Genomic DNA, 25430 nt, shown 5'->3' on the forward strand with positions numbered 1-25430 from the left:
CTTGCGCAGGCCCGGATGTTGTTGGGGCGGTTGCAATAGATTTCTTCTACACCCTCTTGGCGAAGCAAAAGAACAGTAGGTGCGCCGCCGGGCGCACACCCCGGCTCCCGCCCTCGGAAAAAGCATGCAGTAGCCACACCCCCAAACCACAAACCACAAACAGCAACTGATCCGGCAGCGGTCAATCAATCATTCGACCACAACGCCGACTTCGCTATCCCCGCCACATACTGAATCACCTCCACCTCATCCTCCGGAATGCTGATCCGCGGGTGCGCCTCGTTCACCGAATCGAGGTGCACCATCCCATCGCGCACATAGGCCAGCTGCTTGACCATGACCTTGCCGCTGCGCTCGCGCACCAGCACCTCGTCACCGGGATTGAAGCCATGGTTGGGCTCGATGACGACGAACTCGCCGTGGCGGATGCGCGGCTTCATGCTCTCGCCCTTGCAGCGCAGGGCATACGCATTGGGGTCGCGCGTGGGCCAGTTGATGCGGCCGTCGCCGTGGCCCACGGGGTACTGCAGTTCGCAGAAGTAGCCGTCGTCGCCCAGCTGCGCGGTGCCCACCACGGGCACGCCCTCGGGGGCGAGGATGCGCGCGGCCTCGCTGCCGGTGCGCAGCAGCGAGGGGAACATGGTGCCCATGGGCAGGTGGGCGCGCTTTTCGAGGTTGAGGGCGGCGCGCTCGCCGAAGGCCTCTTCCTCGTCCAGGTACTGCGTCATGCGCCCCTTGCTCACGCCGAACTGGTCCATGAAGCGCTGGCGGTCGGTGCCGAAGTGCTTCTCGAAGTAGGCGGTGAATTCCGCGCGGCGGGTGCTGTCGTTGCTCATGGTTGCGCAGTTTAGCTGTAGCTAAATTTTTGGCAAGTTGTTTTAGCTTGTGCTTGACTATTTGTTTAGTTAAAACTAAACTTCAGGCCATGAGATTCACGGACTGGCTGGATGCCGAACCTGGTCGCAACAAGGCGGTGGCAGAGCACTTTGGCTTGACGCCGAGCGCCATCACGCATTGGCGCCGGGCGGTGCCCCGAAGCCGCATGCACGAGCTGCATGCGCTGACGCAAGGGGCGGTGGACTTTGCGGGCATGTTGCCGCGATCCCGGGGCCCCGCAGCCCCGGCGGACCCCGATCCAGGGGTGGATTGATTGATGGATTGATTGACGGGGCGGATGGCCAGCGCCATTTCGATCCCTTGATTTCTCCTTCCATGGCGCTGACGCAGCAGGCGCCATGGACTTTGCCCGGCGCTGCTTTTGGCGCCGGGCGCTTTTCTTCAATGGGCCAGTGCGCTCCCTCGGGAGCGTGGGCGCCCGCACGCCTTGTGAGGAGTTTGACGAGCCATGCGATCACCACCATCCCCCATCCACGCGGGCCCCAATGCCTTCGAGTCGGTACGCCCACGGGGTACCGATGCTGCGCGCAACGCCTTTGCACGCCGGCCCGAGGTGCCTGCTGGCTCGGTGCTGCTGTTCAACCGCCGAGGCTTGCGCACCGTGGGCCTGGCCCCGCGGGTGCAGGGCTCCATCTGCATTGAAAGCCGGGCCCAGTCGCAGGCCAGCCTGGACAAGAGCCGCCGCATTGCGCGCGACTGGAGGCAGTGATGGCGGCTGGCAACACCTTAGAACCTGTTCAAGATCTTTTTGCAGCCGCGTTGGAGTGCAATCGGGATGAGTGGATGCTTCGGGTGCGCCGCATGGGCTCATGCCCATGCAAGCAGCCGGGGCGTGCAATCGCCCGATTTCACTCCAACCCGAAGGGCAAGTGCCTTTTCGGGCGGTCTGCGGCGTTGCGGCGCTTGCCAATAGCCAGGCTATTGGCTGCACCCCGCGCCTTGCATCCCATCCCGAAAAGGGACTTGCGCGGCTTCAAAAAGATCTTGAACAGGTTCTTTCAGCGCCTGACTTCCGACGTACTGCGTGCAGCCGCGCAATCGGCGGCCGCGCAGCACATTCCTTTGGCCGAAGCCAACCACCACGAGCCGGGCACCGCGTTGTGGGCGCAGTTCAACGAGGCCTATGCCGCGGGCCCGGGGCAGGAGGGCGCGTGAGCAACAGAAGCAGTAGCAATGGCAGCAGCAATGCCCAGGGCAGCACAGGCCTGCCTGCACCGCTGACCTTGCCCGCCTGCGACCTGAGCGACTTTGCGTACATGGAGCTCGACGTGCGGCGGCTGCGTGATTCCAAGTTTGCCGCCGCTGCCGAGGGCGAGGCGTTTCGCGCGGGCATTTTGCTGTGGTGCGCGGCCTGGCACCAGGTGCCGGCGGCCTCGCTGCCCGACGACGATGTGGAGCTGGCCAACCTGGCCGGCTATGGCCGCGTGCTCAAGGAATGGAAGAAGGTGCGCGCCGCTGCGCTGCATGGCTTTGTGAAGTGCGCCGATGGGCGCCTGTACCACCCGGTGGTGGCAGAGAAGGCCATTGCGGCCTTTGCCGCCAAGGAGAAGTACGCCTACGAAAAATTCTGCGACCGCCTGCGCAAGGAGAACGCCAAGCGCGCCAAGGAGGGCAAGCCGCCACTGGACGTGCCCACGCAGGCCGTGTGGAAAGCGGGGGCCTGCCCGCAGGGCATTGCGCCGGCAGGTGGGGGCCATGGGCCACAACAGGGCGACGGCTTTCCGCCGGAAATCCTTCCTCCGTCCGCCGGAAATCCACCGGAAACCGGCCTTAAAGGGAACCGAAAGGAACGGAGCGGAGAGCGAGACAGAGAAGGAGAAAGAGAAGGAACGGATCTTTTTGGAGAAGGCAGCACCGTTGCTGGCGCAACGGGCGGCGCCGCAGCGGCCCGGGGGCAGGGCGCCGCCGTGGGCGTGGCGCCCGCCAGCCGCAGCGGCGATGCCGGTGCTGCCCTGCCACCCCAAGGGCCGGCAGACGGCCTGACGCGCGACGAGCTGTGGTCCGTGGGCAAGTCGCTGCTGCAGCAGGCCGGCATGCCCAAGGCGCAGTGCGGCAGCTTTGTGGGCCGGCTGTGCAAGGACTACGGCAACGACATCGTGATCGACGCAGTGCGCGCCACCTGCGTGGCCCGCCCGGCCGACCCGGCCCAGTACCTCAAGGCCATCTGCATGCGTGCCGCAGGGCAGCGCGGCGGTGGCCCCACCGCAGGCACCCACACGCCGGGCCTGGTTGTGCCGGCCAACCGGCAGGAGGCGCTGGAGCAGCGCAACCGCAGCGTGGCCGATGCCTGGGCGGCCGAGGTGCCCGAGGCGTTCGCCGATCACCCTTCAACACCCCGGCACCCACCCACCGATAGAAAGGAGCCAGCCCATGCAGCCCTCTGAACGCGCCCCGTTTGCGCAACTGGTCACCGACGTGCTCGCCTACTACCGGCAGGACGCCAGCCGCTTTGTGCTGGACCTGTGGTGGGGCGCGTGCCAGTCGTTCGAGCTGTCGCAGATCCGCCAGGCCATGCAGCGCCACGCGACGGATGCCGAGCACGGCCGTTTTGCGCCACGCGTGGCCGATGTGGTGCGCATCCTCGCCGGCACGGCGGCCGACCGCGCTGCGCTGGCCTGGGGCAAGACGCTGGAGGCCATGGGCAGCGTGGGGGCCTATACCGACGTGGTGTTCGACGACCCTGCCATCCACGCCACCGTGCTGGACCTGGGCGGCTGGCCCAAGGTGTGCCGCACCGACCTCAAGGAGCTGAGCTACCTGCAGCACCGCTTTTGCGAAAGCCACCGCGCCTACACCGGGCGCGGCAGCTTCGATTACCCGCGCTGCCTGGGCGGCGACCGCAGCCCCGACAGCGAGTACGCCAAGGTCGGCCTGCCCCCCCCGCGCATCGCATTCATTGGCAATGCGGAGCGCGCACGCCTGGTCTATGAAGGCGGCAGCGCGGTGGGCAAGACGGCAGTGCGCTTTCACACGCTGCAGGCCCTTGCGGCAGCGCCGCGCGCCGCAACCCATATGTCTTCTGCAGCGCCGCGTGCCGCAACGCACATGACTTCGGCAGCGCCGCAGCCCATGCAGCGCGCAGCAGCACCTACCGGCAGAGCCCCGGCGCAACCACGGCCCGGCGCATTGCGTGCCGCGCCCGTGGTGCGCCGGCCCTCCTACCACCAGGGCGCCGCCAACCAACCATTGAACACCACCGCAGAAAGGACGTACCACCCATGAAAGCCATGCTCATCAAATCCCCTGACGGCCTGCGCGGCAGCACGCCGGCCGACCAGGACGCCTGGGCCCGCTTTGCGCGCAAGCTCGAAGTGATGAAACCCGGCACCTGTTTGCGCATGGAATGGAGCCGGCCGCGCAACGGCCCACAGCACCGGCGCCTGTTTGCGCTGCTGCAGGTGGTGGCAGAAAGCAGCGAGGTCTATGACACACCTGAAAAGGCCCTGATTGCCGTGAAGCTGGCTGCCGGCTATTGCGACGATGCGGTCGACCCGCGCACCGGGCAGACCGTGCCCGTGGTGCGTTCCATCCGCTATGAAGCCATGGACCAGCCCACCTTCGAGCGCTTCTACGCGGCGGCGCTCGATGCGGTGCTGCAGGTCATCCTGCCGGCCATGGACCGCGCCACCCTGCAGCGGCTGATCGCCATGGTCGAGGAGGGCTGGGCATGAGCGCCGCACTGTTGACGGCCCCGCGCCCGGGCAAGGAACCTGTTGTCTGCGCGCTGCTGCAAAGCGATGGGGCAGGGCAGCCATGCCCCGCGTGCCAGGCCGCGCAGGCGCGTGCACACAGCCCCTTGTTTCGCGCCCACTGCCATGGCTGCAAGGTGCGCGCGCTGGCGCAGGGCCCGCAGTTCTGGCGCTCGCTGAAGGAGGGCGCCCACACCGATGCCTACCAGGGCGAGTTGGCCGCCGTGTTCGGCGTGGCCGGCGCCGCCGCAGGCCATGCCATGGTGCTGGCGGAGTACCGGCGCCTCGGGGCCCTGCAGGACAACGCTGCACGCTGCGGGGTGTTGCCACCTGGCTCGCGCAGCTATGCCACCGATGGCAGCGACATCGACACCCACAACAACGATGCAGGACGAGCATGCTGATGACCGACCACACCAACAACCACTACCGCACCGTGGAAGAAGCCTACACCCGTGCGGGCACATCGTCCTCCAACCTCAAGGTGGACCCCGATCGCCGTGGCGATGCCGACGTGCTGATTGCCGCCGGCTGGTCACCCGGCATGCTGGGCGGCGCGCTGATGCGCCTGCGCGGCGAGTGGGACAGCGTGGCAGCGCCACGCTTCACGCAGGACAGCACGGCGCACCAGCGCCGCAGCCACCCCGAGGCCGATGCCGTGCAGCTGCTCTCGCGCCTGCGTTCGCTGGCGCAGGTGCTTGAAGCGGTGGAGCGCTGGGCCGCTGCCAAGGGTCTGGCCGATGCACGCACGCTGGCGCGCACCAGCGTGTGCTATTGGCTCGACCCGACCTGCCGCGCCTGCATGGGCCGCGGCAGCGCGCTGGTGCCCGGCACGCCCATGCTGGGGCGCGTGTGCAAGGCCTGCGGCGGCAGCCGCAAGGCACGCGAGCCCATGGGCCAGAACGGCCGCCGCATGCTCAACATGCTGGACGATTGTGTGAGCCGCCGCAACCAGTCGATGAAAAAACGCTTGCACATTTCCATGCATCGCGGTTAGAATTGCATCAGACGATTGCAGAGGGTGCTTATCCTCTCGCCCGTCGCCCCTCTGTTGAGTGCCCGCAGCCACAGCCTGGCTCTTCGCCTGTAGCGACTGCGGTAGATAGCTGGAGTGGTGTGTCGTCTTGAATTTTGTGAATCCCGCATGGTTTGCCCTGCGGGATTTTTTGTTTCTGCGGCCCTGCGTTTGGGGCGCTGGCTTCGCTCTCCCTTCTTTCTTCATTGCCCCCGTGCATGGCGCACCCGCGCTCTGCGCGCGTTGCGGCGTGTGCGAAAAACTCCTTCGAGATCCCCATGAACCCTGCCACCAAAGCACTGCATGAAACCCTGATCCGCCTGGCCAAGGGCGCGATCACGGCCTGGGAGCAGTGGCTGCACAAGCAGCAGCCGCCGCAGTCCTGACCCACCGTTCACTCTGCCCCGCGGCGGGCCGCTCCTCCTGGTTCTTCAGGTTGGACACGCCTGCCATCTGCCACGCAGAACTTCCGCCGCACTTTCGTTGATTGATGCGGCTTTTTTGTTTGTCTGTTGTCACTTCAACATCTCCACTGAAAGGCCCATTCCATGGCTGTATCTCTGCCCGACGGCGCAACCATCGCCATTGCAACCACCTACGGCTCGGTCAAGACCGTGACCGCCGTTACCAACGCCAACCCCGGCGTCATCACCTCGGCCGCGCACGGCCTGCTCAACGGTGCCTTCTACGAGCTCAAGTCGGGCTGGCAGAAGATCAGCGACCGCGTGTTCAAGGCCTCCAACGTGGCCACCAACGCGCTGGACGTGACCGGCATCGACACGACCGACACCAACCGCTTCGCGGCTGGTACCGGCGTGGGCAGCCTGCGCGAAATCACGGCCTGGACGCAGATCCCGCAGATCCTGGAGTTCACCACCAGCGGCGGCGACCAGCAGTTCGCCAACTTCTCCTTCCTGGAAGAAGATTACGAACGCCAGCTGCCCACGGTGACCAGCGCCCAGTCGATCCAGATCGGCATCGGCGACGACCCCTCGCTGCCCGGCTACCAGGCCCTGAAGGCCGCCGGCGAAGCCCGCGCCATCCGCGCGCTGAAGGTCACCCTGCCCAACGGCGCCGTGCTGCTGTACAACGGCTTCGTGTCCTTCAACGAAACGCCCACGCTGACCAAGGGCAGCGTGATGCAGGTGCGCGCCACCATCTCGCTGCAAGGCCGCCCCACGCGCTACTGAGCGCGCCAGGCGCCGTGAGGCGCCTGTTTCTCCCTTCGTCTGCACCGCTACAGCTTGCTCTGGCCGTGCAGGCACCCCCTGCACCGACCCGGCCCTGTTCGCTCCTTCGAGGGGGCGGCAGGGCTGGGCACGGGCTTTTCGTTTTTGTTGACTGTTTCTCCCTCGAAAGAAAATCACCATGACCAAACTCGTTATCGGCAAATCCACCCCCAAGTCCTTCGCACTCAAGGTGGAAGTGCCCACGCCGCACGGGCTCGATGAAGTGAATTTTGAAGCGCGCCACCTGCCCTCCACCGTGTGGGCCAAGATGCGCGAGCAGCACGCCGAAGCCATCGGCAAGACCGTGCAGACCCTGTTCGACGCCGCGCGCCAGGAGGCCGAGAAGGCGCATGCCGCTGAGCAGAAGGACAAGCCCGTCGCCGCCAAGAAGCCCGCCGGCAAGAAGACGGCGGCCGCTGCGGCCACCGATGCGGTGGACGTGTCCGACGCGGACGCCAAGGAAGCCGCCATCACCGCGCTGATCAAGCCCGTGAAGGAAAGCGACATCGCCAGCCTGCGCGCCCGGCACAGCGCCGAGCTGATCGTGCAGATCGTCACCGGCTGGGACCTGGACGAACCCCTGGGCGTGGACGCCCTGGTCGACATGTGCGACAGCTACCCCGGCGCCGCCGAGGCTGTGTTCAAGGCCTACAACGAAACCCGCGAAGGCTTGCGCCTGGGAAACTGAAGGACATCGGGCGCGCGCCCTACCAAAAGCCGCCCGATGAATCCGAGCTGGCCGTGTGGGGCATGCGGCCCAGCGACTTCCCCGAACAGACCGTGGAAGTCTGGCCCGAGCACGTGGACGCCTGCCTGCTGTTTTGCAGCGTGAGCACCCAGTGGCGGGTGGGCATGGGCGGGGCGACGGGGCTGGACTACCCGGCGGTGTTTGCGACCCTCGATCGGCTGCACCGCGACAAGACCGATGACGAGCGCGATGCGATCTTTGTGGATGTGCAGGTGATTGAACGGGCGGCGTTGGAAGAGATGAATGGCAAGTAGTCCTTTGCGACCTTCATGACCTATCCCTGGCGGATTTTGTGGGCCACCGGGCCGAATGTTGAAAGCCAGCTTGGCTAGCCACCTTGTGTGGTTTTCTGCCCGTTCCATTTGCGGGCTCATCGGAGAATGCGATGTCTATTTTTGAGAGCAAGAAGCTAAACGACATTGTCGGCGCTGTGAATGTCGACACTTATGTAAGAGCTGCGGACGCAGTCACCAGTCTTAATACTAGCCTGATGCAGGCGACAGGAAGCAGCGCCGCTGCGCAGAGCGCTTACGAGGCTCTGCTGGGGACGGCGAATCGCTCACGAATCGGTGTCGGCGAGCTTGGCAAGGCCTATGCAAACATTTCCATTGCTGGCCAGCAGGCAGGCATCGCGCAGCAGCGCCTTTTGGCCGTAACGGATAGTGTTGCCAGTGCAATGGTCGTCGGTGGGGGCAGTGCTCAAAACCTGAAGGTCGCGCTGGAGAAGCTGAGCGAAGCCATGGGTGCTGGGGTTGTTAGTGGCGAGCAACTCAAGGGCATGATGGACCAATCGCCTCGCCTCGCACAGGCATTGGCGGATGGGCTGGATGTGCCTATTGCAAAACTTCGAGAGATGGCCGCCGCAGGAAAAATATCTGCCGACCAGGTGGTGACAGCTCTGCAAAGCCAGAGTGGCGCGCTTGCGAAAGAGGCGGCGACAACGGCTCTGACTGTCGAACAGGCGTTCAACCAGCTAACCAGTGCTGGTACTGCAGCTGTGGGATCGTTTGACAAGACGTCGGGTGCTTCAGCTGCGCTTGCGAGCGCAATTAGCTCTGTTGCAGGGGCTGTTGGAGCGATGGGGGCAGCCTTCAAAGAAAACACCGTGGTTGTGAACACAGTAATGGGGGCTTTGACTGGCGCAGTGGCAGTTTCCGCACTTACCAGTGTTCCACGAGCGATTGCCGCGATCGGCGTTGCAGTCACCGGTCTTGGTGCCACATTGGCCTTGCATCCCGCTGTTCTTGCTCTTTTGGGTGTGGGTGCAGTAGTAGGCGGGACGATTGCTCTGATCAGGCAGCGATCTGACACTTTGGAAGGGCTTGACGGGCAGATTGCAATTCTTCAAGACGCCAATAAGCGGTCTGAAGCAGCTCTGCAGAGAGCGTTGGACGCTGGTCGGACCTCGGGAGCAGATCGTATTCGCGAAACCATGGCAGGTCGCGACAAACAGATATCCGACTTGAAAGCGAGGATCGCTGTTGAGTCTTCGGCCGGAATTGATAACCGGGCGGAAGATGCGCGGTTTGAAAGAGGCGTACTAGAGCAAAGGCTGCGCCAATCCAATCAGGGAAAAAATGCGCCCGCCACCCAGCCACGTAAACCATCGCAGGAGTCCAATGCGGATCTCGACACTTTACTCAAAGTGAGGCAACTGGTTGCAGATCGGCGGAACAAGGAATATGAAGAAATCGCTGCAGCCGTCCAAGCTGACGAGCAGGCGGCTGCCAAGTCGATTCAATCTATTCAAGAGCGAATTGCAGGGCTGAATTCAGAAGAGAAGGTGCTGGAAAAATCACGCTCGCTCAATGTGAGCCTGGCCGAAGCGATCGAGATTGTCGCTATAGAGCGTCTGAAGGAGCAACAGTCCCAACGAAATCCGGGTACTGGAGGCTGGGACACCCTTCAGCAAGAAATCGACAGGCGTCAAGAGCTTTTGACGGCCATAAGTGCTAAGGTTTCTCGCGAGAAGTCGGAAGAAGCGGGCAAGAAGGCCGTAGCGCAGTCAGAGGAAGCAGCCAAGAAGGCGCAGGAAAAATCGGAAGAAGCGGCCAAGAAGGCCCAGGAGCAATGGAAAGCTACAGCGGACAGCATCAACAAGAGTCTGACCGATGTGTTCATGAAGAGCCTGGATTCTGGCAAGGACTTCGGTAAAAACCTTGGCGACGCGCTGAAGGAACAGTTCAAGAACCTGGTGCTTAAGCCGACCATCAGCGCTATGGTGAGCCCGATTTCGGGAGCGCTCAGCACATTGGTGTCCGGCGTTATGGGGGGCAGCAACGGCCCGCTGGCAACCGTGGGTGGTGGCTCGGCCGGTGGAGGCCTGTTGGGTAACCTGATGACAGTCGGTCAGATTGGCTATCAGACCTATACCGGCCAGGGGGTGATGGGGTCCGTTGGCAATGCAATTTCGGGGTGGCTGGGAGGTAGCGCCGTCACAACAGCAAACATGGCTGGTCCGATTGCAAGCAAGGCCGCACTCGACGGCACTGCATCGTTTGGTGTCAATTCACAGCTCGGCAACACGTTGGGGGGCGCGGGAACTGCGGGCATGGGGTTCATGGGGTATGCCGCCATCATGGCAGTGCTTGCGAACGCGATGGGGTTTTTCCGCAGCAAGAACATTGTCGGCTCAGGTCTGAAAGGGACGCTTGGCGGAGCCACGCTTACACCTTGGGAGGAAGAACGTACCGGGGGTACTCTGTTCTATGGGGCGGATTTTGAGACCACCGACCCTATTGCGCGATACAAGGAACTCAAGCGACGTGACCAGGAGGCCATCGCTCGCTTCAAGGCTGAGGGTGCTGTAAGTGGCGTCTCTGCCACTTACAACGGCCAAGCTTACGATCGCACGCTAGCTGCATCCAGCATCCTCAACTACGGAACCTACGACGAGGACATGGAGCGGATGATCGGCTTGGTGCAGGCTCAGTCCGATGGCATCCAGAAGGGCTACAACGAGTTTCGCAAGAATCTTGTCGGTATGGCTAACGACCTTGGGCTGGCGGGTGACAAGATCGCGGACTTCACTTTCGACCTGGGCCAGCAAGATCTGAACTTTCAAGGGCTTGACGACGCGAAGATTCAGGAGAAGATCACTGTCGCATTTGGCAAGGCCGGTGCGAGCATGGCGAAGGAGGTCCTCGGGCAGTGGATCACCGAGACGGTGGACGTCATCAAGAGTACGCAGCTGAGCCAACTGACGGATTCGTCCGATGCTCTCTACAACGTAGAGGTCGAGCAGGTCACGCGCAAGCGCTACGAGCCGAGTGAATATGCTAAAGCGGGCGAGACTGCCTTCGATACATTGACGCGCTTGGCGACGAGCTTCAACACGCTCAACGAGGCGAGCGACGCGCTGGGGTTTGGCATTCACCAAGGTAGCTTAGCCCTTGCCGACTTTGCCGATGACTTTATTGAGGCATTTGGCGGGTTGGAAACGTTTACCAACAGTACCAATGCATTTTTGAATGCGTACTACACCGACGAGGAACGCAAGGATTCGATTATTCGCAGCGCCGTGCGTCGGGCTGAGGGATTGGGCATTCAGGGATTGACGTACGACAAAATAAAAAATGGCACTCGCATGGAGTTTCGCGAGTATGTCAACTCGGCAACAGATAACCCCGCGCTGTACAAAGACGCCATTGATCTGGCCCTGATGCTTGATCCGGTTTTTGGTTCGTTTGAAGCACAAACGCCCGTGGTTCAGGATCTGTCCAATGTTGTGGATGAACTAACCCAGAGCTATCAGAACGCCGTGGAATCGCTCACCAGCGATCGTGACAGCCTAGCGGTGGAATTATTGCGTGCTCAGGGTGATGAGAAGGGCGCCAAGGCCCTGGAGAAGAGCCAGTACATGGCCCAATTTGCTGGCCTAGACGAGGTGCGCCGTAAAGAGATCGAGACGCTTTACGACGCCAATGTCGCCACTCGCGCTTACATCCAGGGCATCAAGGACGCAGCACAGGCCCAGCTCGATGCGCTGACGCGGCAGCGCGACTCTGCAGTGCAGATGGTCAACACAGCCAGCAGCAATACCGATGCAGCTTTTGCACGCTTCGAGGAAGCGACGAACAAAGAGCGTGAAAGGCTGCAAGGTGTCATCGATGCTGCGCGCGGTGTGTTTGATGCGACCAAGGCGGCAGCCCAGTCGCTGCTCGGCGAAGTGGAAGCGGCGGTGCAGTCCGAGGGCCTGCAGGGGCGCGACTTCATCAGCGCGTCCCTGGTGGCGGCGCAAACCACGGGCAAGCTTCCAGACGGCAAACTGCTGTCCGAGGCCATTGAGGCCGTGGGCAAGGATTTCGCCGCCACGACCTATGCCAGCCAATCCGAGGCCGACTACGAGCGCCTTGTGGTGGCGAATGAACTCAAGGGGCTGCAGGACATAAGCGGCGACCAACTCACCGAAGCGGAACGCCAGGCCGAAAAGCTGGACAAGGACCTGGAGCAGGGCCGGGAAATGATCAGCGCAATACGCGGTATTGATACCAGCGTTGGGACCTTGTCGGAAACGCTTGCTGCGCTGATCGGGGCCTACAACCAGGAGTCACGTATCCGCTCCAACGTCGCGGCGCAAGGGGCGCTGGGAAAGGACGGCGCCTATTACAACTACCAGACCGGCACGGGACTGAACTCCTCGGGTGTGTACTTCGAGGGTGCCGCCATCCGAGAGGCAGCTGCCATTGCGCTCGACCAGGGCGCAACGGCCAAGGACATTTACGACGTGATTGCCGGCAGCGGGTTTTCGCTGGCGCAGGCCGAGGCCATCCTGGGTGCCACGCCCGGCAGCTTCGAGGATATCGCCAAGCAGATGGACTGGCCAATCTTCCACCGTGGTACGCGCAGTGTGCCCCGCACCGGCTTTGCGCTGCTGCAGCAAGGCGAGGCGGTGATCCCAGCCGCCTACAACCCGTTCACTGCCGGCCGCGGCTGGAACAACAGCAACGACATGCTGACCGCCATGGAAGGCGTGCGTGCCGAACTGATCGAGGTGCGCAGGCAAAACGACCAACTGCAGTACGCCGCAACGCGCACCGCCGATGCCGTCAACGGGCGGCCCGAGGCCCCCATGCTCGTGGAGAACGTTTAAACATGAACATCATCGACAACATCACTATCACCGACACCATGGTCGGTGCCGCTACCACCATTGCCGAGCCTTCGGCAGGTGAGACGGCGTGGGTCTCTGGCGTGGCGTACGCGGTGGGCGACGTCCGCATACGCGCGACGACGCACCGCAAGTACAAGTGCGCAGCGGTGCACACCAGTGCGGCGACGCCCACGCCCGAGAACGACGGCACGCGCTGGGTGGACATCGGCCCCACGGACCGCATGGCGCCGTTCGACATCTACACCAGCACGCAAGTGCTGGCCACCGGCAGCTTGACCTATGTGCTCAAGCCCGGTTACTTCAATAGCCTGGCGTTGTATGGCCTTACGGGCGGGCAGTACAGCGTGACTGTGCGCGATGCACCGGGCGGCGCGGTGATCTACGCGCGCTCAGGCTTTCTGGTGGACGACCCATTGGGCTGGTACGAGTACCTCTTCACCACCGCGCGGCCGGTGGGCAAGCTGGTGTTCACCGGCATCCCGATCCGCCCCGCGGCCGAGCTCACGCTGGCCATCACGGCGGCCGCTGGCCAACCGGTGGGTATCGGGATGATCGTGGTAGGCGACTACATCCCGCTCATCAGCGACGAGGCCCAGTGGGGCGGCACCCAGTACGGCGCGTCGGCAGAGCCGGTGACCTACAGCTACATCAAGACCAGCGACGACGGCACTACCAGCATCGTCAAGCGCCACAGCGCTACCAACCTGCGCGCCAGCGTCGTCATGCCTCGCGAGCACGCAGACGCGGCGCTTAAGACCCTGCAGCGCGTGCTCGACCGCCCGGTGGCCTTCTTCGCCACGCCAGCCAAGGGCTACGAGGGCCTGAACGTCTTCGGCATTGCTTCCTCCTCGCCCGTGGGCTACGACAGCTTCGGGCATGCTTCCATCAACATCAACGTGAAAGGGCTCATCTGATGCCAACCAATCCTCCGAACATCACCGCGCTGCCCAGTCCACCGGACCCGAATGATCGCAGCAGCTTCAATGTGCGGGCTTATCCGTGGAGCGTGGCGCAGCAGACGCTGGCGACCGAAGTGGGCGCAGTGGCCGCAAACGTGTTTGCCAACGCCGGTGAGGCCGTGACGGCCGCTGGCACTGCGACCAGCAAGGCCGCTGACGCCGTGGCGGCTGCGGCGGCCGCAGCCGTCGCTGCTACCAGCGCGGTCAACTCCCCTGGCACCAGTGGCACCAGCACCGATGCCCTGGCCGTTGGCCTTGGCACCAAGGCTTTCACGATGCAGGCGGGCAAGGATTGGGTGCCGGGTCAGCCCATTGTGATCGCCTACGCCACCACCCCCACCATTCAGATGTCGGGTGTGCTCAACACCTACGACAAGGCCACGGGCGCTGCTACCGCCACCATGCTCAACGCTACGGGGGCACCTGGACCGTACTCTGCGTGGGTTATCAGTATCGGGGTTGCGGCGGCCAACGGAGTCTTCAAGCTACCCAAACCCGGCAGCCGGGGGGCAGATGCCATGCTCGTGAAAGCCGATAGCGGCAACTGGGTCGACGTAAGCAGCGGGTCGTTTGTGCAAACCATTGATGCCGCAGCGAATCTTGGTGCTGACTGGTTTGTTTTCTACGGAAATAGCGGCGCGGGTGTAGTCACCCTGCTTGGAACAGCCCTGCCTCCAGGCTCCATGCTGATAGTCCAGTGCGATGGAGTAATTATCAGCAAGCAAATAGTTCGCATGGCCGAGCAGGTTCTCACGCTTCGGGATGAAAAACCTGCCGGGGCATACGGAGATGCAATGACTGGTGGAGCCTGGGTTCAGCGGACCTTGAACACTGTGGTTGCCAACTCCATACCTGGAGCTTCGCTTTCGTCGAATTCAATCACCTTGCCGGCGGGGACTTATGAGGTGCAGGGATCAGTCCCAGCCTGGAATGCCAGCGTTCATCGGTCACGCCTTCAAGGGGGAGGTTTGGGCACGTTCCTCTATGGCACCAGTGAGTCGGCAGCGGGATCATCGACATCACGTTCCATGCTGCGTGGAGTGTTTACGCTTCATGCGGGGGCCGCTGCGATCACGCTCCATACATATTCCAATGTCAATGCTGCGGCCGGATATCCCAGTAACCAAGGGGTCAGCGAAATCTATTCCGAGTTGCATTTCCGCAAGGTCGCTTGACATGGCATGAGTGCCGTCTCCAGAGGATTGGTGCACGGTCAAGCGAGCACCTCAAACCCGCCTTGGCGGGTTTTTTTACGCCCGACGAAAGCGAGCAAGCATCCATGAGAAACGAAACCATCGACGCCCTCGGCGCCACGGGCAGCAAGACCATTGCGGCCGGCGCGGGGCTCACCAGCTTTGGCTGGATCACGTCCAACGAGTTCCTGGGGCTGGTGGGCGCCATCGTGGCCGTGGCGGGCCTCGCGATCACCTGGTACTACAAGCGCGAGGCGAACCGGCGCCATGCGCGCGAGCACGAGCTGCGCATGGCGCGGCTGCGCCGGGGCATGGACACGCCGGACACAGACCTGGTCGAGCAGGGGGTGGACGAATGAGTGCCTACAGCTCTGCCTTCACCGACCGCAGCCTGCGCTACTTTCCCCACCTGGTCGGATCGCTCGCCCTTGCCAGCGCCGCGGTACTCACCTTTCTCGGCCAGTGGGAGCCCGACGTGCGCGACCCCGGGCTGGTGTATGCCGATGCGCTCGCGGGCGGCCTGCCCACGGTGTGCAAGGGCATCACGCGGCATGTGACCCGCACGCCGGTGATCGTGGGCCAGCGCTGGACGCCGGCGCGCTGCGCGCAGGAAGAGGGCGCCGCCATCGAGGCGCTGCAGTTGCGCCTGGCCCAATGCTTCACGCGATTGCCACCACAGAGCGTGTTCGACATGGCCACCAGCCATGCCTGGAACAACGGCGTGGGCAACACCTGCGCCAGCCAGGCCATGGTGGCGTGGAATGCTGGCGACTGGGCGCTGGGCTGCTGGCGGCTGGGCGTGTCCGACAGTGGCAAGCCGGTGTGGAGCTATGTGCGCTCCGGCCGCATGTTGCCCGATGGCAAGCCCGAGATGCGCTTTGTGCATGGCCTGGCCAATCGGCGTGCGGCGGAGACGGCAGCGTGCCTGCAGGGGCTGGAGGCACGGCCATGACTGCGATGGTGGATATCGTCCTGGGCATGGTGCTGCTGACCATGCCGCCCACGCCTCAGCCGGTGACCTACACGGCCACATCGGGTGCGACCACGCTGGGCTACAGCAGCGTGGCTGGCTGGGTGCCTGCGGAGCAGTGCTTCAACCGCTGCCACACCATCGCGAACGAGCCCGTGCCGCTGCTGCGCGGCGAGTTGTCGCTGGCGGACATGGCCGACCTGGGCATCGTGATTCGCCGCGACGGTGTGCCCGTGCTGTCGTTCTGGCGCTTCTTCGGCAATGTGCCTGTGGCCTATGTGGAAGGGGGGCGGTAGTGGCACCGCTGCTCATCACCCACACCGCTGCGGCCGTGCTCGGCGCGGCCTTGGCCGCCACCGCAGCCTGGCAGGTGCAGGACTGGCGCCTGGGTGGCCAGATCACCAGCCTGCAGGCCACCCATGCCACCGAGCGTGCACGCGCCAGCCAAGCCGCATGGGCGGCAGAGCGCGCCGCTGCCATCCGATACCAAGGAGCCCTCAATGTTGCACGCACCCGTGAAGCCGCTTTGCAGCGCGATGCTGCCCGCGCTCGCGCTCTGTCTGACGGCCTGCGCGAGCAAGCCGCCGACGCCGCCCGCCGCATTGCCCATGGCGCTGCCCCCGCCGCCGTCGCTGAGTACGCCACTGCCGTCGGTGAGCTATTCGCTGACTGCAGCCGAAGCTATCAAAGCCTGGCGCGCCAGGCAGATGGCCACGCGGCTGATGCAAGAGCCCTCCGCGACGCCTGGCCAGGAATGACGACCCCCTGAGTCGCTTCGCGCCTTCCCCCTGAAAGGGGGACGCCGCCAGTGCGGCGGGGCGGCCCTTGCACGGCGGCCCTGGCCTGGCCGCGCCGGTTTCAGACGCCGCTGCGCAATGCGCCGTTCTCGACTCAGTTGCAGGCGATGGTGCCTGGTGCGCCTGCGATCGCGGCATACCGGATCTGGAACGGCTGCGCTAGGTTGATGCTCGACGGGAAGGCCGAGAACACGGCATGCTTCTGCGTGGGCGAGGCGATGGTGCCGACGCCCGACCAGCCGCCCTGGGGCGTGAAGATGGCGGTGCCAGCGTCGTAGGTGTACTGCGACACGGCCACCGAGGTGGCGCCCTGCACGAAGAAGAAGCTGCCGCTCAGAAAGCCCGGGTTGCCCGATGCGGCTGTGAGCAGCATGGTGACCTTCTGCGTCTCGGGGTTCACGCCGAAGTCGGCCAGCAGCATGCCGTTGGCGTTGTTCGCCAGCGCGCCGGCGCAGGTGCGCGATGCGGCCGACACGTTGGTCACCTTCACCGTGTAGGTGCTGGTGATGGTCTTGCCCTGCAGCAGCACGCTGGCGGTGAACACGGCGTTCACATCGGCGGTCTGGCTGGCGGCCAGGAACACGCCCTGCGGCGTGATGGTGCCTGCCGAGGCGGGCACCACGCTCCACACGGCCACGGTGGGGGTGGTGCTGCCATCGGCATTGCGCACGGCGGCAGACAGAGTGATGGTGCCGGCCTCGTTCACCGTGGTCGGGCCCGAGATCTGCAACTGGGCTGCGGTGCTGGCGGCCACGGCCTGGGGTACGAAGTGCAGGGACTGCGGGTCCCACTTGAAGGTGACATCCCACTCGCCCGCGCCGGGCACCTTCAGGCGCTTGACGGTGAACGTGTCGACCGCATCGGTCTGGTAGCCGGACTGGGTGAGGTCGATGTCGATCGCCGCCGAGGCGGACATCGACAGGGTGGCGGCCGCGATGGCGGCGCAGATGGCTTTGAGCTGGGTTGGTGCCTTCATGAACGATCCCTTGTTATGTGATTTTTGGCGGCTGATCGTAACGGGCGAAGCCCTGCGCGCCGCTGCGCTGTCGTATTTGCGCCAAGCAGGCAAAGCCCTGATGGGGCCCCGGCTGCGGGGCGCTTTCTTCTGCCTGCGCCGTGGCATGCCATCACTCCACAACCCAGTACCGGCGCGGCCTGCGGGGCCACAGCCAAGTTGCCGTGCCGCCACCGTGGCAAGCGCGGCAAGCCCCTTCAACCCTTGAGTTCTGCCCATGCAAGCACACACGCAGTTACACCTTTGTACCCACCTGCACAGCGCCGCAGGTGCCATGGCCCTGACCATGCCCACGCGCACCATCACCAGCATCCGTGCCGGCGGCCTCAAGTCGCGCGTGGAAAAGCTACTGCACAGCCAGGCCGGCCAGCCGCTCACGCTGGGCGAGATCGGCGCCGCGCTGGACCTGCCCAAGACCTCCCACCCCGAGATCAGCAGCTGCCTGGCCAAGCTGCGCGAGGCGGGCACCGTGCAGTCTGCCCCCGGCCCCGCATCGAGCGCGCGCGGGCGGCGCCAGGTGCAGCGCTACAGCATCCTGCTGCGGCGCGTGGGGGGCGATGTGCGCGTGTCGGAGATGGATGCGCGCCGAGCACTTGCAATGGCCCGCTGATTGCCCACCAGGAGACTTGCCCATGGACGTTGAACACCACAGCGAAGAAGACCTGCACCTCATCGAACTGCAGGCCCCGGGCAGCTCGCCCCTGCACGCCGGTGTGTCCGCATCGGGCCTGGTCTACCTGCGCGGTGACCTGCACCCGCTGGGCAGCGCCACGGCCCTCATCAAGGCCGCGCGCGAGCACGTGCCCTATGCGGCGCTGGGCGCGGTGAACGTGCTCTTTCCGGCCGACTGGCTGCGCAGCGAATGCCTGCACGACGCAGACCGCCTGCGCGTGATTGCTGCGATGGAGCGCTTGGTGCGCGGGGCGGGGGCGGCATGACCGGCGAAGTTGCCCAAACCCCTGGTGCCATGATGCGTGTCGACCCCATCTACCCCATCGACCCCGCCGATCAGCAACTGCAGTTCACGCTGATGGCGGCCGATGGCCAGACTGGCAAGGCCGCCGCCCCAGCAGCAACCCCGCAGGCCGCGCGGCCCGGCCGCGCTCCGCGCCTGAGGGCGGTGGCGAGCGCTGTGTCCGACCCGCAGGCGGCAGGCCGCCCACCCGGCCTGGGCGTGGCACCCGGCCCCACACCGGGCGACAGTGTCACCCAGGACATGGTGGTGCGCGAACTCGCGGGCATCGCCTTCTTCGACATCCGCAAGCTCTTCAACGATGACGGCAGCCTCAAGCGCGTGCAGGACCTCGACGGCGCCACCGCTGCGGCCATCGCCTCCATCGAGGTGGTGGAGATCGGCCCCGGCGGCCAGCTGGAGCTGGGCAAGAAGTTCAAGTCGCCCGAAAAGCTCAAGGCCCTGGACTTGCTGGGAACGCACCTGGGCATGTTCGCCAAGAAGGCCGACGACGCGCCCGACCCCTTGCGCAAGGCCCTGGCCCAGATGCCCGCCGACCGGGCCGAGGGCATGCTTGCGGCGCTGGAGCTGGTGAAATCGATCAAGGGGAAGTCGCACGGTGCCACCTGACATGAAGTGCCTGCCGCAGCTTCCCGAGGCCCTGGCCCACGCCTCCATCGAGGAGATCGAGGCCATCGAAGCCCTGCTGCGCGACAAGCTCGCCGGCTGGCGCATGCGCCGATTCTTTCAGGACGACGGCCCCCTGCGCCGCGCGCTGTATGCGCGGCACCTGGCCTTCTTCAAGGCCGGCGCCACGCACCGCGAGCGCTGCTTCATGGCCGGCAACCGCGTGGGCAAGACCATCGGCGGCGCGTACGAGACGGCCCTGCATCTCACCGGCCGCTATCCCGCCTGGTGGGAGGGCCGGCGCTTTGCGGGCCCCATCCAGGCCTGGGCGGCAGGCAAGTCGCTGGAGACCACGCGCGACATCGTGCAGCTCGAACTCTACGGCCCGCCCGGCCAGCCCGGCACCGGCATGGTCCCCGCCGACGACATCGCCAAGGCCCGCCCCCGCGCCGGCGCCAACGGCGCGCTCGACTACCTGTGCGTGCGCCACCAGAGCGGGGGGGAATCGGTCATCGGCTTCAAGTCCTACGACCAGGGCCGCAAGGCCTTCGAGGGCACGGCCCGGCACTGGGTGTGGCTGGACGAAGAGCCGCCGGTGGCGGTGTACAACGAGTGCCTGACGCGCACCGCGACCACGCAGGGCTTGATTGCGATCACCTTCACGCCGCTGGAGGGGGCGACGGAGGTGGTGCTGGATTTCTTGACGAAGGGGGTGGTGGTGGGGGCTGATTGCGCAGCCCAGGGGGACTGACTTCCTTGCGTATTGATCGTCCTGTGATCAATAGGCAGGGATGATTGATCGCCCGCTACGAACCCGTGAACAGCCATGACAGCGCCCGCGTGCCCACCAGGGTGGAGTGCGCCGGGCCCATCAGAGCCCGGGAGCGTGCGCTGCGAGATGGTAGCGGGCTGCGCCGCCATGGTGTCAAGGCGCCTTCGGCCGGGGTTGCAGCAGCAGGGAGGCCAGGCCTTGCGCCGTGGCATTGCCCTTGGCTGCAGAAGCGCGGATGCGTTCGTGAATGTCGTGGGTTGCGTCCGCTACCGTGTTGGCCGGAGCTTTCTTTGCCGGCACTTTGACTGCGGCGGTGGTGGGCAAGTTCTTTTCTTTGGGCCCCGGCTTGGCAGTGTCGCGCTGGCGTGCAGCGCGTGACTTAGCGGCGGCGGCTTTGCGTTCTGGCTTGGGCGCCGCAACTGCGCGTGAAGCAGGCTTCTGCTGCAATGGCCGCTTACCTTGCCGGCGCACCCTGAGCACCTCGCGCTCCAGTGCCGCATGGTCCTGCAGCGGCGCCACCAGATCCGCCAAGCCATCGGCCTGGTTGATGAGCCACATGCACATCACATACGAGGCCATGGCCACGGACGGGTCGCCACGCTCGATGCGGGCCATGGTGGGTTGCGACACGCCCAGCTTGCTGGCCCACTGGCCCTGCGTTTCGCCCCGGCGCTTGCGCGCGATGATGATGTTCAGGCCAAGCCGCTCGATCTCGCGCAGCACTGCTGAAGGGTGTTCCGAGTGAGGTGCGTTTTGTCGCGGCATTCATAGATATTAATGAAATTGCAGTTTTATGCAAATCTATGAATAAGTCTGCTCGCACGGAGCGCAACAGGCGCGACGAACTCAAGGCGACCGTGCATCTACCTATTTCGCATCTTTTGGAAGCACCCCATGAGCAAAGCCATCATCCAGGCCGGCTGGAACGACGTGCCCCACCTCGACGAGAAGACCAAGCAGGAGCTGGCCGAGAGCTTTCCCCTGCACGAGCGCGAGGCGCGCATGAACGGCGTGCCCGTGTTGGGCTCGGGCAAGGTGTTCCCGGTGGCCGAAGAGTCCATTGTGGTGGCACCGTTTGCGCTGCCCGCGCACTGGCCGCGCATCGTGGGCCTGGATTTCGGCTGGGACCACCCGGCCGCAGCCGCCTGGCTGGCGTGGGACCGCGACACCGATACGGTCTACGTGTATGACACCTTTCGCGTGCGCGAGACCAGCGTGGCCATGCAGGCCCCGCTGATCGCCGCGCGGGGCCGCTGGATGCCCGTGGCCTGGCCGCACGACGGCCTGCAGCACGACAAGGGCAGTGGCGAACAACTGGCCGGCCAGTACCGCACCCTGGGCGTGAATATGCTGCCCGAGCGCGCAACCTTCGAAGACGGGAGCAACGGCCTGGAGGCGGGCATCAGCGACTTGCTCACCCGCATGCAGACCGGGCGCTTCAAGGTGTTCAGCACCTGCGGCGACTGGCTGGAGGAATGGCGCCTGTACCACCGCAAGGATGGGCTGGTGGTGAAGTTGCGTGATGACCTGCAGAGCGCCACAAGGTATGGGGTGATGATGCTGCGGTTTGCGGTGGTGGAGCCGCGGGGATCGACGTTGGGGAGTGGGGTGGGCGGTGGAGGGTATGGGGGGAGGAGAGGGGGATACTGAGGAGCAGGCATTTGCCACCTTGCCTGCTGTCACTGTTGGTTAGGTATCTTGTCCGAACGGGCTAATCGAGCGCGATGGTCGAAGCCTCCGGATAAAGATTCGGCAGCAGAATGTTCAGCGCGGACATCGGAAAAGCGATGCACAACTCCCCCCTGTGTCCTTCGCTCTTGAGCAGCCCGTCGCGGAGGAAGCGTGACACCACCTTGCGGCCGGTGCGCTCGCCCAGGCCGGTCATGCGGATGAAATCGCCGCGCGCCATGGCCCCGCTGACGGCGACGGTCTGCAGCGGCAAAACGGCCTCTTCGCGGTACTCCGTGATCCCCTTGGTGGCACCCTCGACCATGACGTAGGCCCGCAGGCGGTTTTTGAGCTGGGGCAGGTCGAGCATGGAGCCCATGAAGTTCACCTGGTCCTCGCACAGCCCGACGAAATAGCGGCACCACTCCCAGAGCATTTTCTGGCTGAGGTTGCCTCGCCCGTCCAGGTCGCCTTGGCGTGGGCTGTCCGCGCTGTCGAGCAGTTCGTGGTATCGCTCGCGCTGGCGCGCGAGCCCGCGGTTGACCGACCACAGGCCGCCGCTGATGGGGAGCAGGGCACAGTGCGTCTGCAGGCGCGCTGCACGGCCGTTGCCGTCCTCGAAGGGGTGCGTCCAGGCCATGCGGTGATGGGCTGCGGCAATGGTGTGGATGACGGCGTCTACACCGCGCAGTTGGCTGTACACCTCGTCCATGTGGGCAAGAAAGCGGGGCACGGACTGCCAGGCCGGCGGCTGGTGGCGGCCTACGGCGACGTCATGCACCCGCAATTCACCGGGTTCTACCCGTCGACCGTCCTCGGTGAGGCGGTCTTCGGTAGGCAGCCGGCTGTACAGGCTCTTGTGCGCCTGGCACAGGAAGGCGCTGCCCAGCGCGGCGGCTTCGGTGGCCACGCTCTGTTCCAGATCGCGCTCTGCTTCGATGTGTGCAAGCGCCACGCGCTGGCGCCTGGCCACGTCGGGCTTTTCCGAGAAGTCATGCCGCAGTGCCCGCTCGATGTTGGCCGGGTGGGTCGCTTGCCCCTCGATGCCGTTTGAGTGGTAAGAGTTCATCGAGCGCACGATTTCGCGCAAGGCGGTTCTTGCTTCGGGGCTGGCGGCAGCCTTCAGCGCGGCAGATTTTTCAAAGACCCGCCGCGTGGCCTCGCCCAGCTCCGCCAGACCCTGGGTGGGCAGAAGTGGCTCGAACTGGTGCGGCTGGTCGTAAGCTGCAACCGGAGTAGGTTTCTCGGACATGGTTTCCGGTTGAAATTTGCCGCAATGCTAGCAAAAATATCTTTTTAAATCAAATGGATATATGGTAATTTTGGTTGAAGGGTGCGCAGAAATTGCCGGTTATTTTTCTGGTTAAGTTGCCGATCTCGAATCGGCGTTGGGAAGTAGCACGCGCATGCAAAGTGGATCGAGAGGTCGCAGGCCCTTCCATTGCCCCTTTTGTTCGTTTATCATCAATGTTCACGTTACATGAACATCGTGAAAAAATGAACACCGGCACAGTGATTGAACAAGCGTTGGAAGCTGCAGAGCCAGTCCTGCAAGGTGAGGTTGTGGATTTTCTGGGCCCAAAGGATCGCAACAACGCGATCATCAAGCTCGCTCGGACTGGGCAAGATCTGGGTCGTTTTACGGTCCGGGTGAGCCATATTGCACGCACTAGCGACTTGATCTGGTATCGGGCCGAAAAAGAGCGTGGTGACAACAGCACCCCGTTGCTTTTGATCGCCCCCTACTTGTCTGTCAAGTTGGCCGAAGAATGCCAGCGCACCGGCATCAACTTCCTGGACACCGTGGGCAACGCCCACATCGACGTCCCGGGCACTTACCTGTTCATCACCGGCAAGCCCCGCCCCAAAGAGCCCCGCGCCGCCACGGACCAATCCGCCCTGCGCAAGGCCAGCACCTTGCGGGTCATCTTTGCGTTGCTGACCATCGAGGGCCTGGCGCAGCAGCCAGTGAGGACGATCGCCGAGGCGGCCGGTGCCGCGTTGGGCTCAACGTCGAATGCCATCGAGGACCTGGTGGCGCTGGGCTTCATCACGGGTGAAGCGCGTAAGCGGCGCTTGGCCAACAAAGAGGCGCTGCAGGTAGAGTGGGCCAGGCAGTACCCGATTTCGCTGCGGGGCAAGCTCAAGCCGCAGCGGTACGCCTGCGTGGATGGTGCCGATTGGCGGGGGAGCAGTCTTCTGACTGATGAACCCGAGGTGGCGCTGGGCGGTGAGATGGCTGCTGCTGCGCTCACGCAATACATCAACCCAGCCAGCGCGTGCATCTACAGTTGGCTGGACAGGGGTCAACTACTGCGCAAGCACCGCCTGCGCCCGGATCCTGGCGGGCCCATCGAAGTGCTGGATGCCTTCTGGCCCCGCGCGGATCAGGCGAAGGCGAAGGCTGTGGAGCCGGCCGTGGCGCCCTTGCTGCTGGTCTACGCAGATCTGATGGCCAGCAATGAAGGCCGCAGCGTGGAAGTGGCGGGCATGCTGATGGAGCGGCTCAAGAATGGTGCTTAGAGTCCGCGCCGACCGACCCATCGACCGGGGCCTGCATGCGATTCTTGTGCATGCCAAAGCGGCCACGCAGGCGCTCGGCATCGATGTGTTTGTCGGCGGAGCCATGGCCCGGGACATCATGCTCACGCATGTGTACGGGCAGGCGGTCCTCAGGGCCACGCGCGATGTGGACATCGGCCTGTACATCGACAGCTGGGAGCGTTTTGCCGCACTGAAGGATCGGCTTGCCGCGACGGGGGCGTTCTTCGCGGTGCAAGGCAAGTCGCACCGCATGCACTACCTGCGGCCCGGTGGAATTCCGTTGGACCTCATTCCTTTCGGGGGTGTGGAAGGAGCGGACCAGACCATCGCCTGGCCGCCTGGCCATGACGTGGTGCTCAACGTGGCCGGGTTCAGGGAGGGGCTGGACAGTGCGGATCTGGTGGATCTGGGTGCGGGGCTGTCGATGCATGTCTGCACACTGCCCTCTTTGTCGGTGCTCAAGCTGCTGGCCTGGCGTGACCGTGGTCGCGACAACAACAAGGATGCCACCGACTTCCTTGCGTTGGCGCAGGCCTATGCCAGTGCCGGCAACATGGACCGGCTCTACGACGAAGAGGCGCCGCTGCTGGAGATGGCCGGCCACGATCCCGATCTGGCCGGCGCGGCGTTGCTCGGCAAGGACGCTGCAATCCTGTGCAGTCCGGGCACCGCACAGCAGGTGCATGTCATTCTCGCGGACCCTGAACAAATGCTGGACGCGCTTTTGCGCGTGCGCAACCAACTGGCAATGGGTGGTGATGCGCAGCGGCTGCGCGCATTCATAGCGGGCTACCGCAACGGGTTTCTGGGCCAGCGGGCCGCTGAGCGCGGTGGTGACCGCTGAAGTTGTGCATCACACCGCCCTCAACGCCCTGCCACGCGGCTGCACCTCGGGTCTGGCGCTACGCTGAGCTGGTACCGCCGGCCGCGCTGCCGGCAGTACCCCCGCCTCCCGCCTGAGCACCTGCACCTAATCCGTCACCGCAGTGGCAGTGCGCGTCAGCCCCCGCGCCGCAACTGCCACCTGCGCCTGCAGCGAGCGGCGAGGAAGGGCACGCCATAGCTGCAATGGCCTGGCGGTTCGTCCGGGGCTCTGCTTGGCTGGACTGTGCAGGCGGGGGTCTAGTCCATTGTTCCTCGGCTTTGTTTCCGTGGTTGCCGCATGCCTTTGTTGAGGGTGGAGGCCGGGGTGTGCGCCCGGCGGCGCAGTAACTTTCTCTTGCGTCGCCAAGAGAAAGTCAC

General features: G+C 64.5%; 28 protein-coding genes. 24 read left to right on the plus strand and 4 right to left on the minus strand.

The genetic code is table 11. The annotated features are described in order from the left end of the window. Positions 1-185: 185 nt before the first annotated feature. The gene (locus ASE31_RS15615; RefSeq protein ID WP_057202742.1) at positions 186-836 is read right to left on the minus strand and encodes a S24 family peptidase; all 651 of its coding nucleotides are present in this window, start codon (positions 834-836) and stop codon (positions 186-188) included. Positions 837-1345: 509 nt separating this feature from the next. Here ASE31_RS15615 and ASE31_RS15625 point away from each other — a divergent pair. The 17 genes from ASE31_RS15625 (at position 1346) to ASE31_RS32630 (ending at position 16582) form a co-directional block, all read left to right on the plus strand. Beyond that, positions 1346-1606, plus strand: a complete 261-nt coding sequence (locus tag ASE31_RS15625; RefSeq protein ID WP_057202744.1) for a hypothetical protein — start codon at positions 1346-1348, stop codon at positions 1604-1606. A 275-nt stretch (positions 1607-1881) separates the two neighbouring features. Continuing rightward, on the plus strand, positions 1882-2052 hold the full coding sequence (locus ASE31_RS15630) for a hypothetical protein (RefSeq protein ID WP_157412504.1): 171 nt from the start codon (positions 1882-1884) through the stop codon (positions 2050-2052). Then, positions 2049-3281, plus strand: coding sequence for a DUF1376 domain-containing protein (locus ASE31_RS15635; RefSeq protein WP_057202746.1), 1233 nt, complete (start codon positions 2049-2051; stop codon positions 3279-3281). The genes ASE31_RS15630 and ASE31_RS15635 overlap by 4 nt, the downstream gene beginning before the upstream one ends. Beyond that, positions 3268-4119, plus strand: coding sequence for a DUF6475 domain-containing protein (locus ASE31_RS15640; RefSeq protein WP_057202747.1), 852 nt, complete (start codon positions 3268-3270; stop codon positions 4117-4119). Before ASE31_RS15635 ends, ASE31_RS15640 begins: the two co-directional genes overlap by 14 nt. Further along, entirely contained in the window at positions 4116-4568 is a 453-nt protein-coding gene (locus ASE31_RS15645) for a hypothetical protein (RefSeq protein ID WP_057202748.1), read from the plus strand. Before ASE31_RS15640 ends, ASE31_RS15645 begins: the two co-directional genes overlap by 4 nt. Further along, positions 4565-4990: a hypothetical protein gene (locus tag ASE31_RS15650; protein ID WP_057202749.1), complete on the plus strand. Its 426-nt coding sequence runs from the start codon at positions 4565-4567 to the stop codon at positions 4988-4990. The genes ASE31_RS15645 and ASE31_RS15650 overlap by 4 nt, the downstream gene beginning before the upstream one ends. Next, positions 4990-5583, plus strand: a complete 594-nt coding sequence (locus ASE31_RS15655; RefSeq protein WP_157412505.1) for a hypothetical protein — start codon at positions 4990-4992, stop codon at positions 5581-5583. The genes ASE31_RS15650 and ASE31_RS15655 overlap by 1 nt, the downstream gene beginning before the upstream one ends. Positions 5584-6149: 566 nt before the next feature. Next, positions 6150-6791 (plus strand): phage tail protein, encoded by a 642-nt coding sequence (locus tag ASE31_RS15660; protein WP_057202751.1) that lies wholly within the window; start codon positions 6150-6152, stop codon positions 6789-6791. 178 nt (positions 6792-6969) lie between these two features. Next, the gene (locus ASE31_RS15665; RefSeq protein ID WP_057202752.1) at positions 6970-7518 is read left to right on the plus strand and encodes a phage tail assembly chaperone; all 549 of its coding nucleotides are present in this window, start codon (positions 6970-6972) and stop codon (positions 7516-7518) included. Positions 7519-7580: 62 nt separating this feature from the next. After that, positions 7581-7832 carry a DUF1799 domain-containing protein gene (locus tag ASE31_RS15670; RefSeq protein ID WP_082604177.1) on the plus strand — a complete coding sequence of 84 codons (252 nt, stop codon included), beginning with the start codon at positions 7581-7583 and terminating at the stop codon, positions 7830-7832. Positions 7833-7963: 131 nt separating this feature from the next. Continuing rightward, the gene (locus ASE31_RS15675; RefSeq protein ID WP_082604178.1) at positions 7964-12670 is read left to right on the plus strand and encodes a tape measure protein; all 4707 of its coding nucleotides are present in this window, start codon (positions 7964-7966) and stop codon (positions 12668-12670) included. 2 nt (positions 12671-12672) lie between these two features. Then, the gene (locus ASE31_RS15680) at positions 12673-13605 is read left to right on the plus strand and encodes a hypothetical protein (RefSeq protein ID WP_057202754.1); all 933 of its coding nucleotides are present in this window, start codon (positions 12673-12675) and stop codon (positions 13603-13605) included. Next, the gene (locus ASE31_RS15685; RefSeq protein WP_157412506.1) at positions 13605-14825 is read left to right on the plus strand and encodes a hypothetical protein; all 1221 of its coding nucleotides are present in this window, start codon (positions 13605-13607) and stop codon (positions 14823-14825) included. Before ASE31_RS15680 ends, ASE31_RS15685 begins: the two co-directional genes overlap by 1 nt. 104 nt (positions 14826-14929) lie before the next feature. Further along, entirely contained in the window at positions 14930-15202 is a 273-nt protein-coding gene (locus tag ASE31_RS15690) for a holin (protein WP_057202864.1), read from the plus strand. Continuing rightward, positions 15199-15795, plus strand: coding sequence for a lysozyme (locus ASE31_RS15695; protein ID WP_057202756.1), 597 nt, complete (start codon positions 15199-15201; stop codon positions 15793-15795). The genes ASE31_RS15690 and ASE31_RS15695 overlap by 4 nt, the downstream gene beginning before the upstream one ends. Further along, complete coding sequence (locus ASE31_RS15700) at positions 15792-16109, plus strand: hypothetical protein (protein WP_157412507.1); 318 nt, start codon at positions 15792-15794, stop codon at positions 16107-16109. The genes ASE31_RS15695 and ASE31_RS15700 overlap by 4 nt, the downstream gene beginning before the upstream one ends. Continuing rightward, on the plus strand, positions 16109-16582 hold the full coding sequence (locus ASE31_RS32630; RefSeq protein ID WP_057202758.1) for a hypothetical protein: 474 nt from the start codon (positions 16109-16111) through the stop codon (positions 16580-16582). Before ASE31_RS15700 ends, ASE31_RS32630 begins: the two co-directional genes overlap by 1 nt. Before the next feature lie 122 nt (positions 16583-16704). Here ASE31_RS32630 and ASE31_RS15710 read toward each other — a convergent pair whose 3' ends face one another. Continuing rightward, positions 16705-17586, minus strand: coding sequence for a hypothetical protein (locus ASE31_RS15710; protein ID WP_057202759.1), 882 nt, complete (start codon positions 17584-17586; stop codon positions 16705-16707). Positions 17587-17842: 256 nt separating this feature from the next. Here ASE31_RS15710 and ASE31_RS15715 point away from each other — a divergent pair, with 256 nt between their 5' ends. The 4 genes from ASE31_RS15715 to ASE31_RS15730 are packed head-to-tail and all read left to right on the plus strand — an operon-like array spanning position 17843 to position 19955. Further along, positions 17843-18235, plus strand: coding sequence for a hypothetical protein (locus tag ASE31_RS15715; RefSeq protein WP_157412508.1), 393 nt, complete (start codon positions 17843-17845; stop codon positions 18233-18235). Between the two features lie 22 nt (positions 18236-18257). Next, complete coding sequence (locus tag ASE31_RS15720) at positions 18258-18563, plus strand: hypothetical protein (protein ID WP_057202761.1); 306 nt, start codon at positions 18258-18260, stop codon at positions 18561-18563. Between the two features lie 29 nt (positions 18564-18592). Next, entirely contained in the window at positions 18593-19207 is a 615-nt protein-coding gene (locus ASE31_RS15725; protein WP_162261399.1) for a terminase small subunit, read from the plus strand. A 1-nt stretch (position 19208) separates the two neighbouring features. Next, the gene (locus tag ASE31_RS15730) at positions 19209-19955 is read left to right on the plus strand and encodes a terminase large subunit domain-containing protein (protein ID WP_235514506.1); all 747 of its coding nucleotides are present in this window, start codon (positions 19209-19211) and stop codon (positions 19953-19955) included. Between the two features lie 174 nt (positions 19956-20129). Here ASE31_RS15730 and ASE31_RS32635 read toward each other — a convergent pair whose 3' ends face one another. Further along, on the minus strand, positions 20130-20699 hold the full coding sequence (locus tag ASE31_RS32635) for a helix-turn-helix transcriptional regulator (protein ID WP_235514508.1): 570 nt from the start codon (positions 20697-20699) through the stop codon (positions 20130-20132). 171 nt (positions 20700-20870) lie between these two features. Between ASE31_RS32635 and ASE31_RS15740 the strand changes: the two genes are divergently transcribed. Then, positions 20871-21626: a hypothetical protein gene (locus ASE31_RS15740; RefSeq protein ID WP_057202764.1), complete on the plus strand. Its 756-nt coding sequence runs from the start codon at positions 20871-20873 to the stop codon at positions 21624-21626. A gap of 61 nt (positions 21627-21687) precedes the next feature. On the opposite strand, the gene ASE31_RS15745 is transcribed toward ASE31_RS15740, so the two are convergent. Beyond that, positions 21688-22734 (minus strand): Fic family protein, encoded by a 1047-nt coding sequence (locus ASE31_RS15745; RefSeq protein ID WP_235514509.1) that lies wholly within the window; start codon positions 22732-22734, stop codon positions 21688-21690. A gap of 407 nt (positions 22735-23141) precedes the next feature. Here ASE31_RS15745 and ASE31_RS15755 point away from each other — a divergent pair, with 407 nt between their 5' ends. Both ASE31_RS15755 and ASE31_RS15760 read left to right on the plus strand, forming a co-directional pair. Next, positions 23142-24167 carry a type IV toxin-antitoxin system AbiEi family antitoxin gene (locus tag ASE31_RS15755; protein ID WP_162261400.1) on the plus strand — a complete coding sequence of 342 codons (1026 nt, stop codon included), beginning with the start codon at positions 23142-23144 and terminating at the stop codon, positions 24165-24167. Between the two features lie 46 nt (positions 24168-24213). Beyond that, a complete protein-coding gene (locus tag ASE31_RS15760) occupies positions 24214-25032 on the plus strand; it encodes a nucleotidyl transferase AbiEii/AbiGii toxin family protein (RefSeq protein WP_235514517.1) in 819 nt (272 codons plus the stop codon). Positions 25033-25430 lie beyond the last annotated feature (398 nt).

Origin of the sequence: Acidovorax sp. Root217 (genome assembly GCF_001428645.1) — a bacterium.
GTDB lineage: Bacteria > Pseudomonadota > Gammaproteobacteria > Burkholderiales > Burkholderiaceae_C > Acidovorax.

Bases quoted from the DNA above. Each gene is read 5' to 3' on its own strand.
- ASE31_RS15615 (WP_057202742.1), bottom strand. From the start codon at position 836: ATGAGCAACGACAGCACCCGCCGCGCGGAATTCACCGCCTACTTCGAG.
- ASE31_RS15625 (WP_057202744.1), top strand. From the start codon at position 1,346: ATGCGATCACCACCATCCCCCATCCACGCGGGCCCCAATGCCTTCGAG.
- ASE31_RS15640 (WP_057202747.1), top strand. From the start codon at position 3,268: ATGCAGCCCTCTGAACGCGCCCCGTTTGCGCAACTGGTCACCGACGTG.
- ASE31_RS15645 (WP_057202748.1), top strand. From the start codon at position 4,116: ATGAAAGCCATGCTCATCAAATCCCCTGACGGCCTGCGCGGCAGCACG.
- ASE31_RS15650 (WP_057202749.1), top strand. From the start codon at position 4,565: ATGAGCGCCGCACTGTTGACGGCCCCGCGCCCGGGCAAGGAACCTGTT.
- ASE31_RS15655 (WP_157412505.1), top strand. From the start codon at position 4,990: ATGACCGACCACACCAACAACCACTACCGCACCGTGGAAGAAGCCTAC.
- ASE31_RS15660 (WP_057202751.1), top strand. From the start codon at position 6,150: ATGGCTGTATCTCTGCCCGACGGCGCAACCATCGCCATTGCAACCACC.
- ASE31_RS15665 (WP_057202752.1), top strand. From the start codon at position 6,970: ATGACCAAACTCGTTATCGGCAAATCCACCCCCAAGTCCTTCGCACTC.
- ASE31_RS15670 (WP_082604177.1), top strand. From the start codon at position 7,581: ATGCGGCCCAGCGACTTCCCCGAACAGACCGTGGAAGTCTGGCCCGAG.
- ASE31_RS15675 (WP_082604178.1), top strand. From the start codon at position 7,964: ATGTCTATTTTTGAGAGCAAGAAGCTAAACGACATTGTCGGCGCTGTG.
- ASE31_RS15680 (WP_057202754.1), top strand. From the start codon at position 12,673: ATGAACATCATCGACAACATCACTATCACCGACACCATGGTCGGTGCC.
- ASE31_RS15685 (WP_157412506.1), top strand. From the start codon at position 13,605: ATGCCAACCAATCCTCCGAACATCACCGCGCTGCCCAGTCCACCGGAC.
- ASE31_RS15690 (WP_057202864.1), top strand. From the start codon at position 14,930: ATGAGAAACGAAACCATCGACGCCCTCGGCGCCACGGGCAGCAAGACC.
- ASE31_RS15695 (WP_057202756.1), top strand. From the start codon at position 15,199: ATGAGTGCCTACAGCTCTGCCTTCACCGACCGCAGCCTGCGCTACTTT.
- ASE31_RS15700 (WP_157412507.1), top strand. From the start codon at position 15,792: ATGACTGCGATGGTGGATATCGTCCTGGGCATGGTGCTGCTGACCATG.
- ASE31_RS15710 (WP_057202759.1), bottom strand. From the start codon at position 17,586: ATGAAGGCACCAACCCAGCTCAAAGCCATCTGCGCCGCCATCGCGGCC.
- ASE31_RS15715 (WP_157412508.1), top strand. From the start codon at position 17,843: ATGCAAGCACACACGCAGTTACACCTTTGTACCCACCTGCACAGCGCC.
- ASE31_RS15720 (WP_057202761.1), top strand. From the start codon at position 18,258: ATGGACGTTGAACACCACAGCGAAGAAGACCTGCACCTCATCGAACTG.
- ASE31_RS15725 (WP_162261399.1), top strand. From the start codon at position 18,593: ATGATGCGTGTCGACCCCATCTACCCCATCGACCCCGCCGATCAGCAA.
- ASE31_RS15730 (WP_235514506.1), top strand. From the start codon at position 19,209: ATGAAGTGCCTGCCGCAGCTTCCCGAGGCCCTGGCCCACGCCTCCATC.
- ASE31_RS15740 (WP_057202764.1), top strand. From the start codon at position 20,871: ATGAGCAAAGCCATCATCCAGGCCGGCTGGAACGACGTGCCCCACCTC.
- ASE31_RS15755 (WP_162261400.1), top strand. From the start codon at position 23,142: ATGAACACCGGCACAGTGATTGAACAAGCGTTGGAAGCTGCAGAGCCA.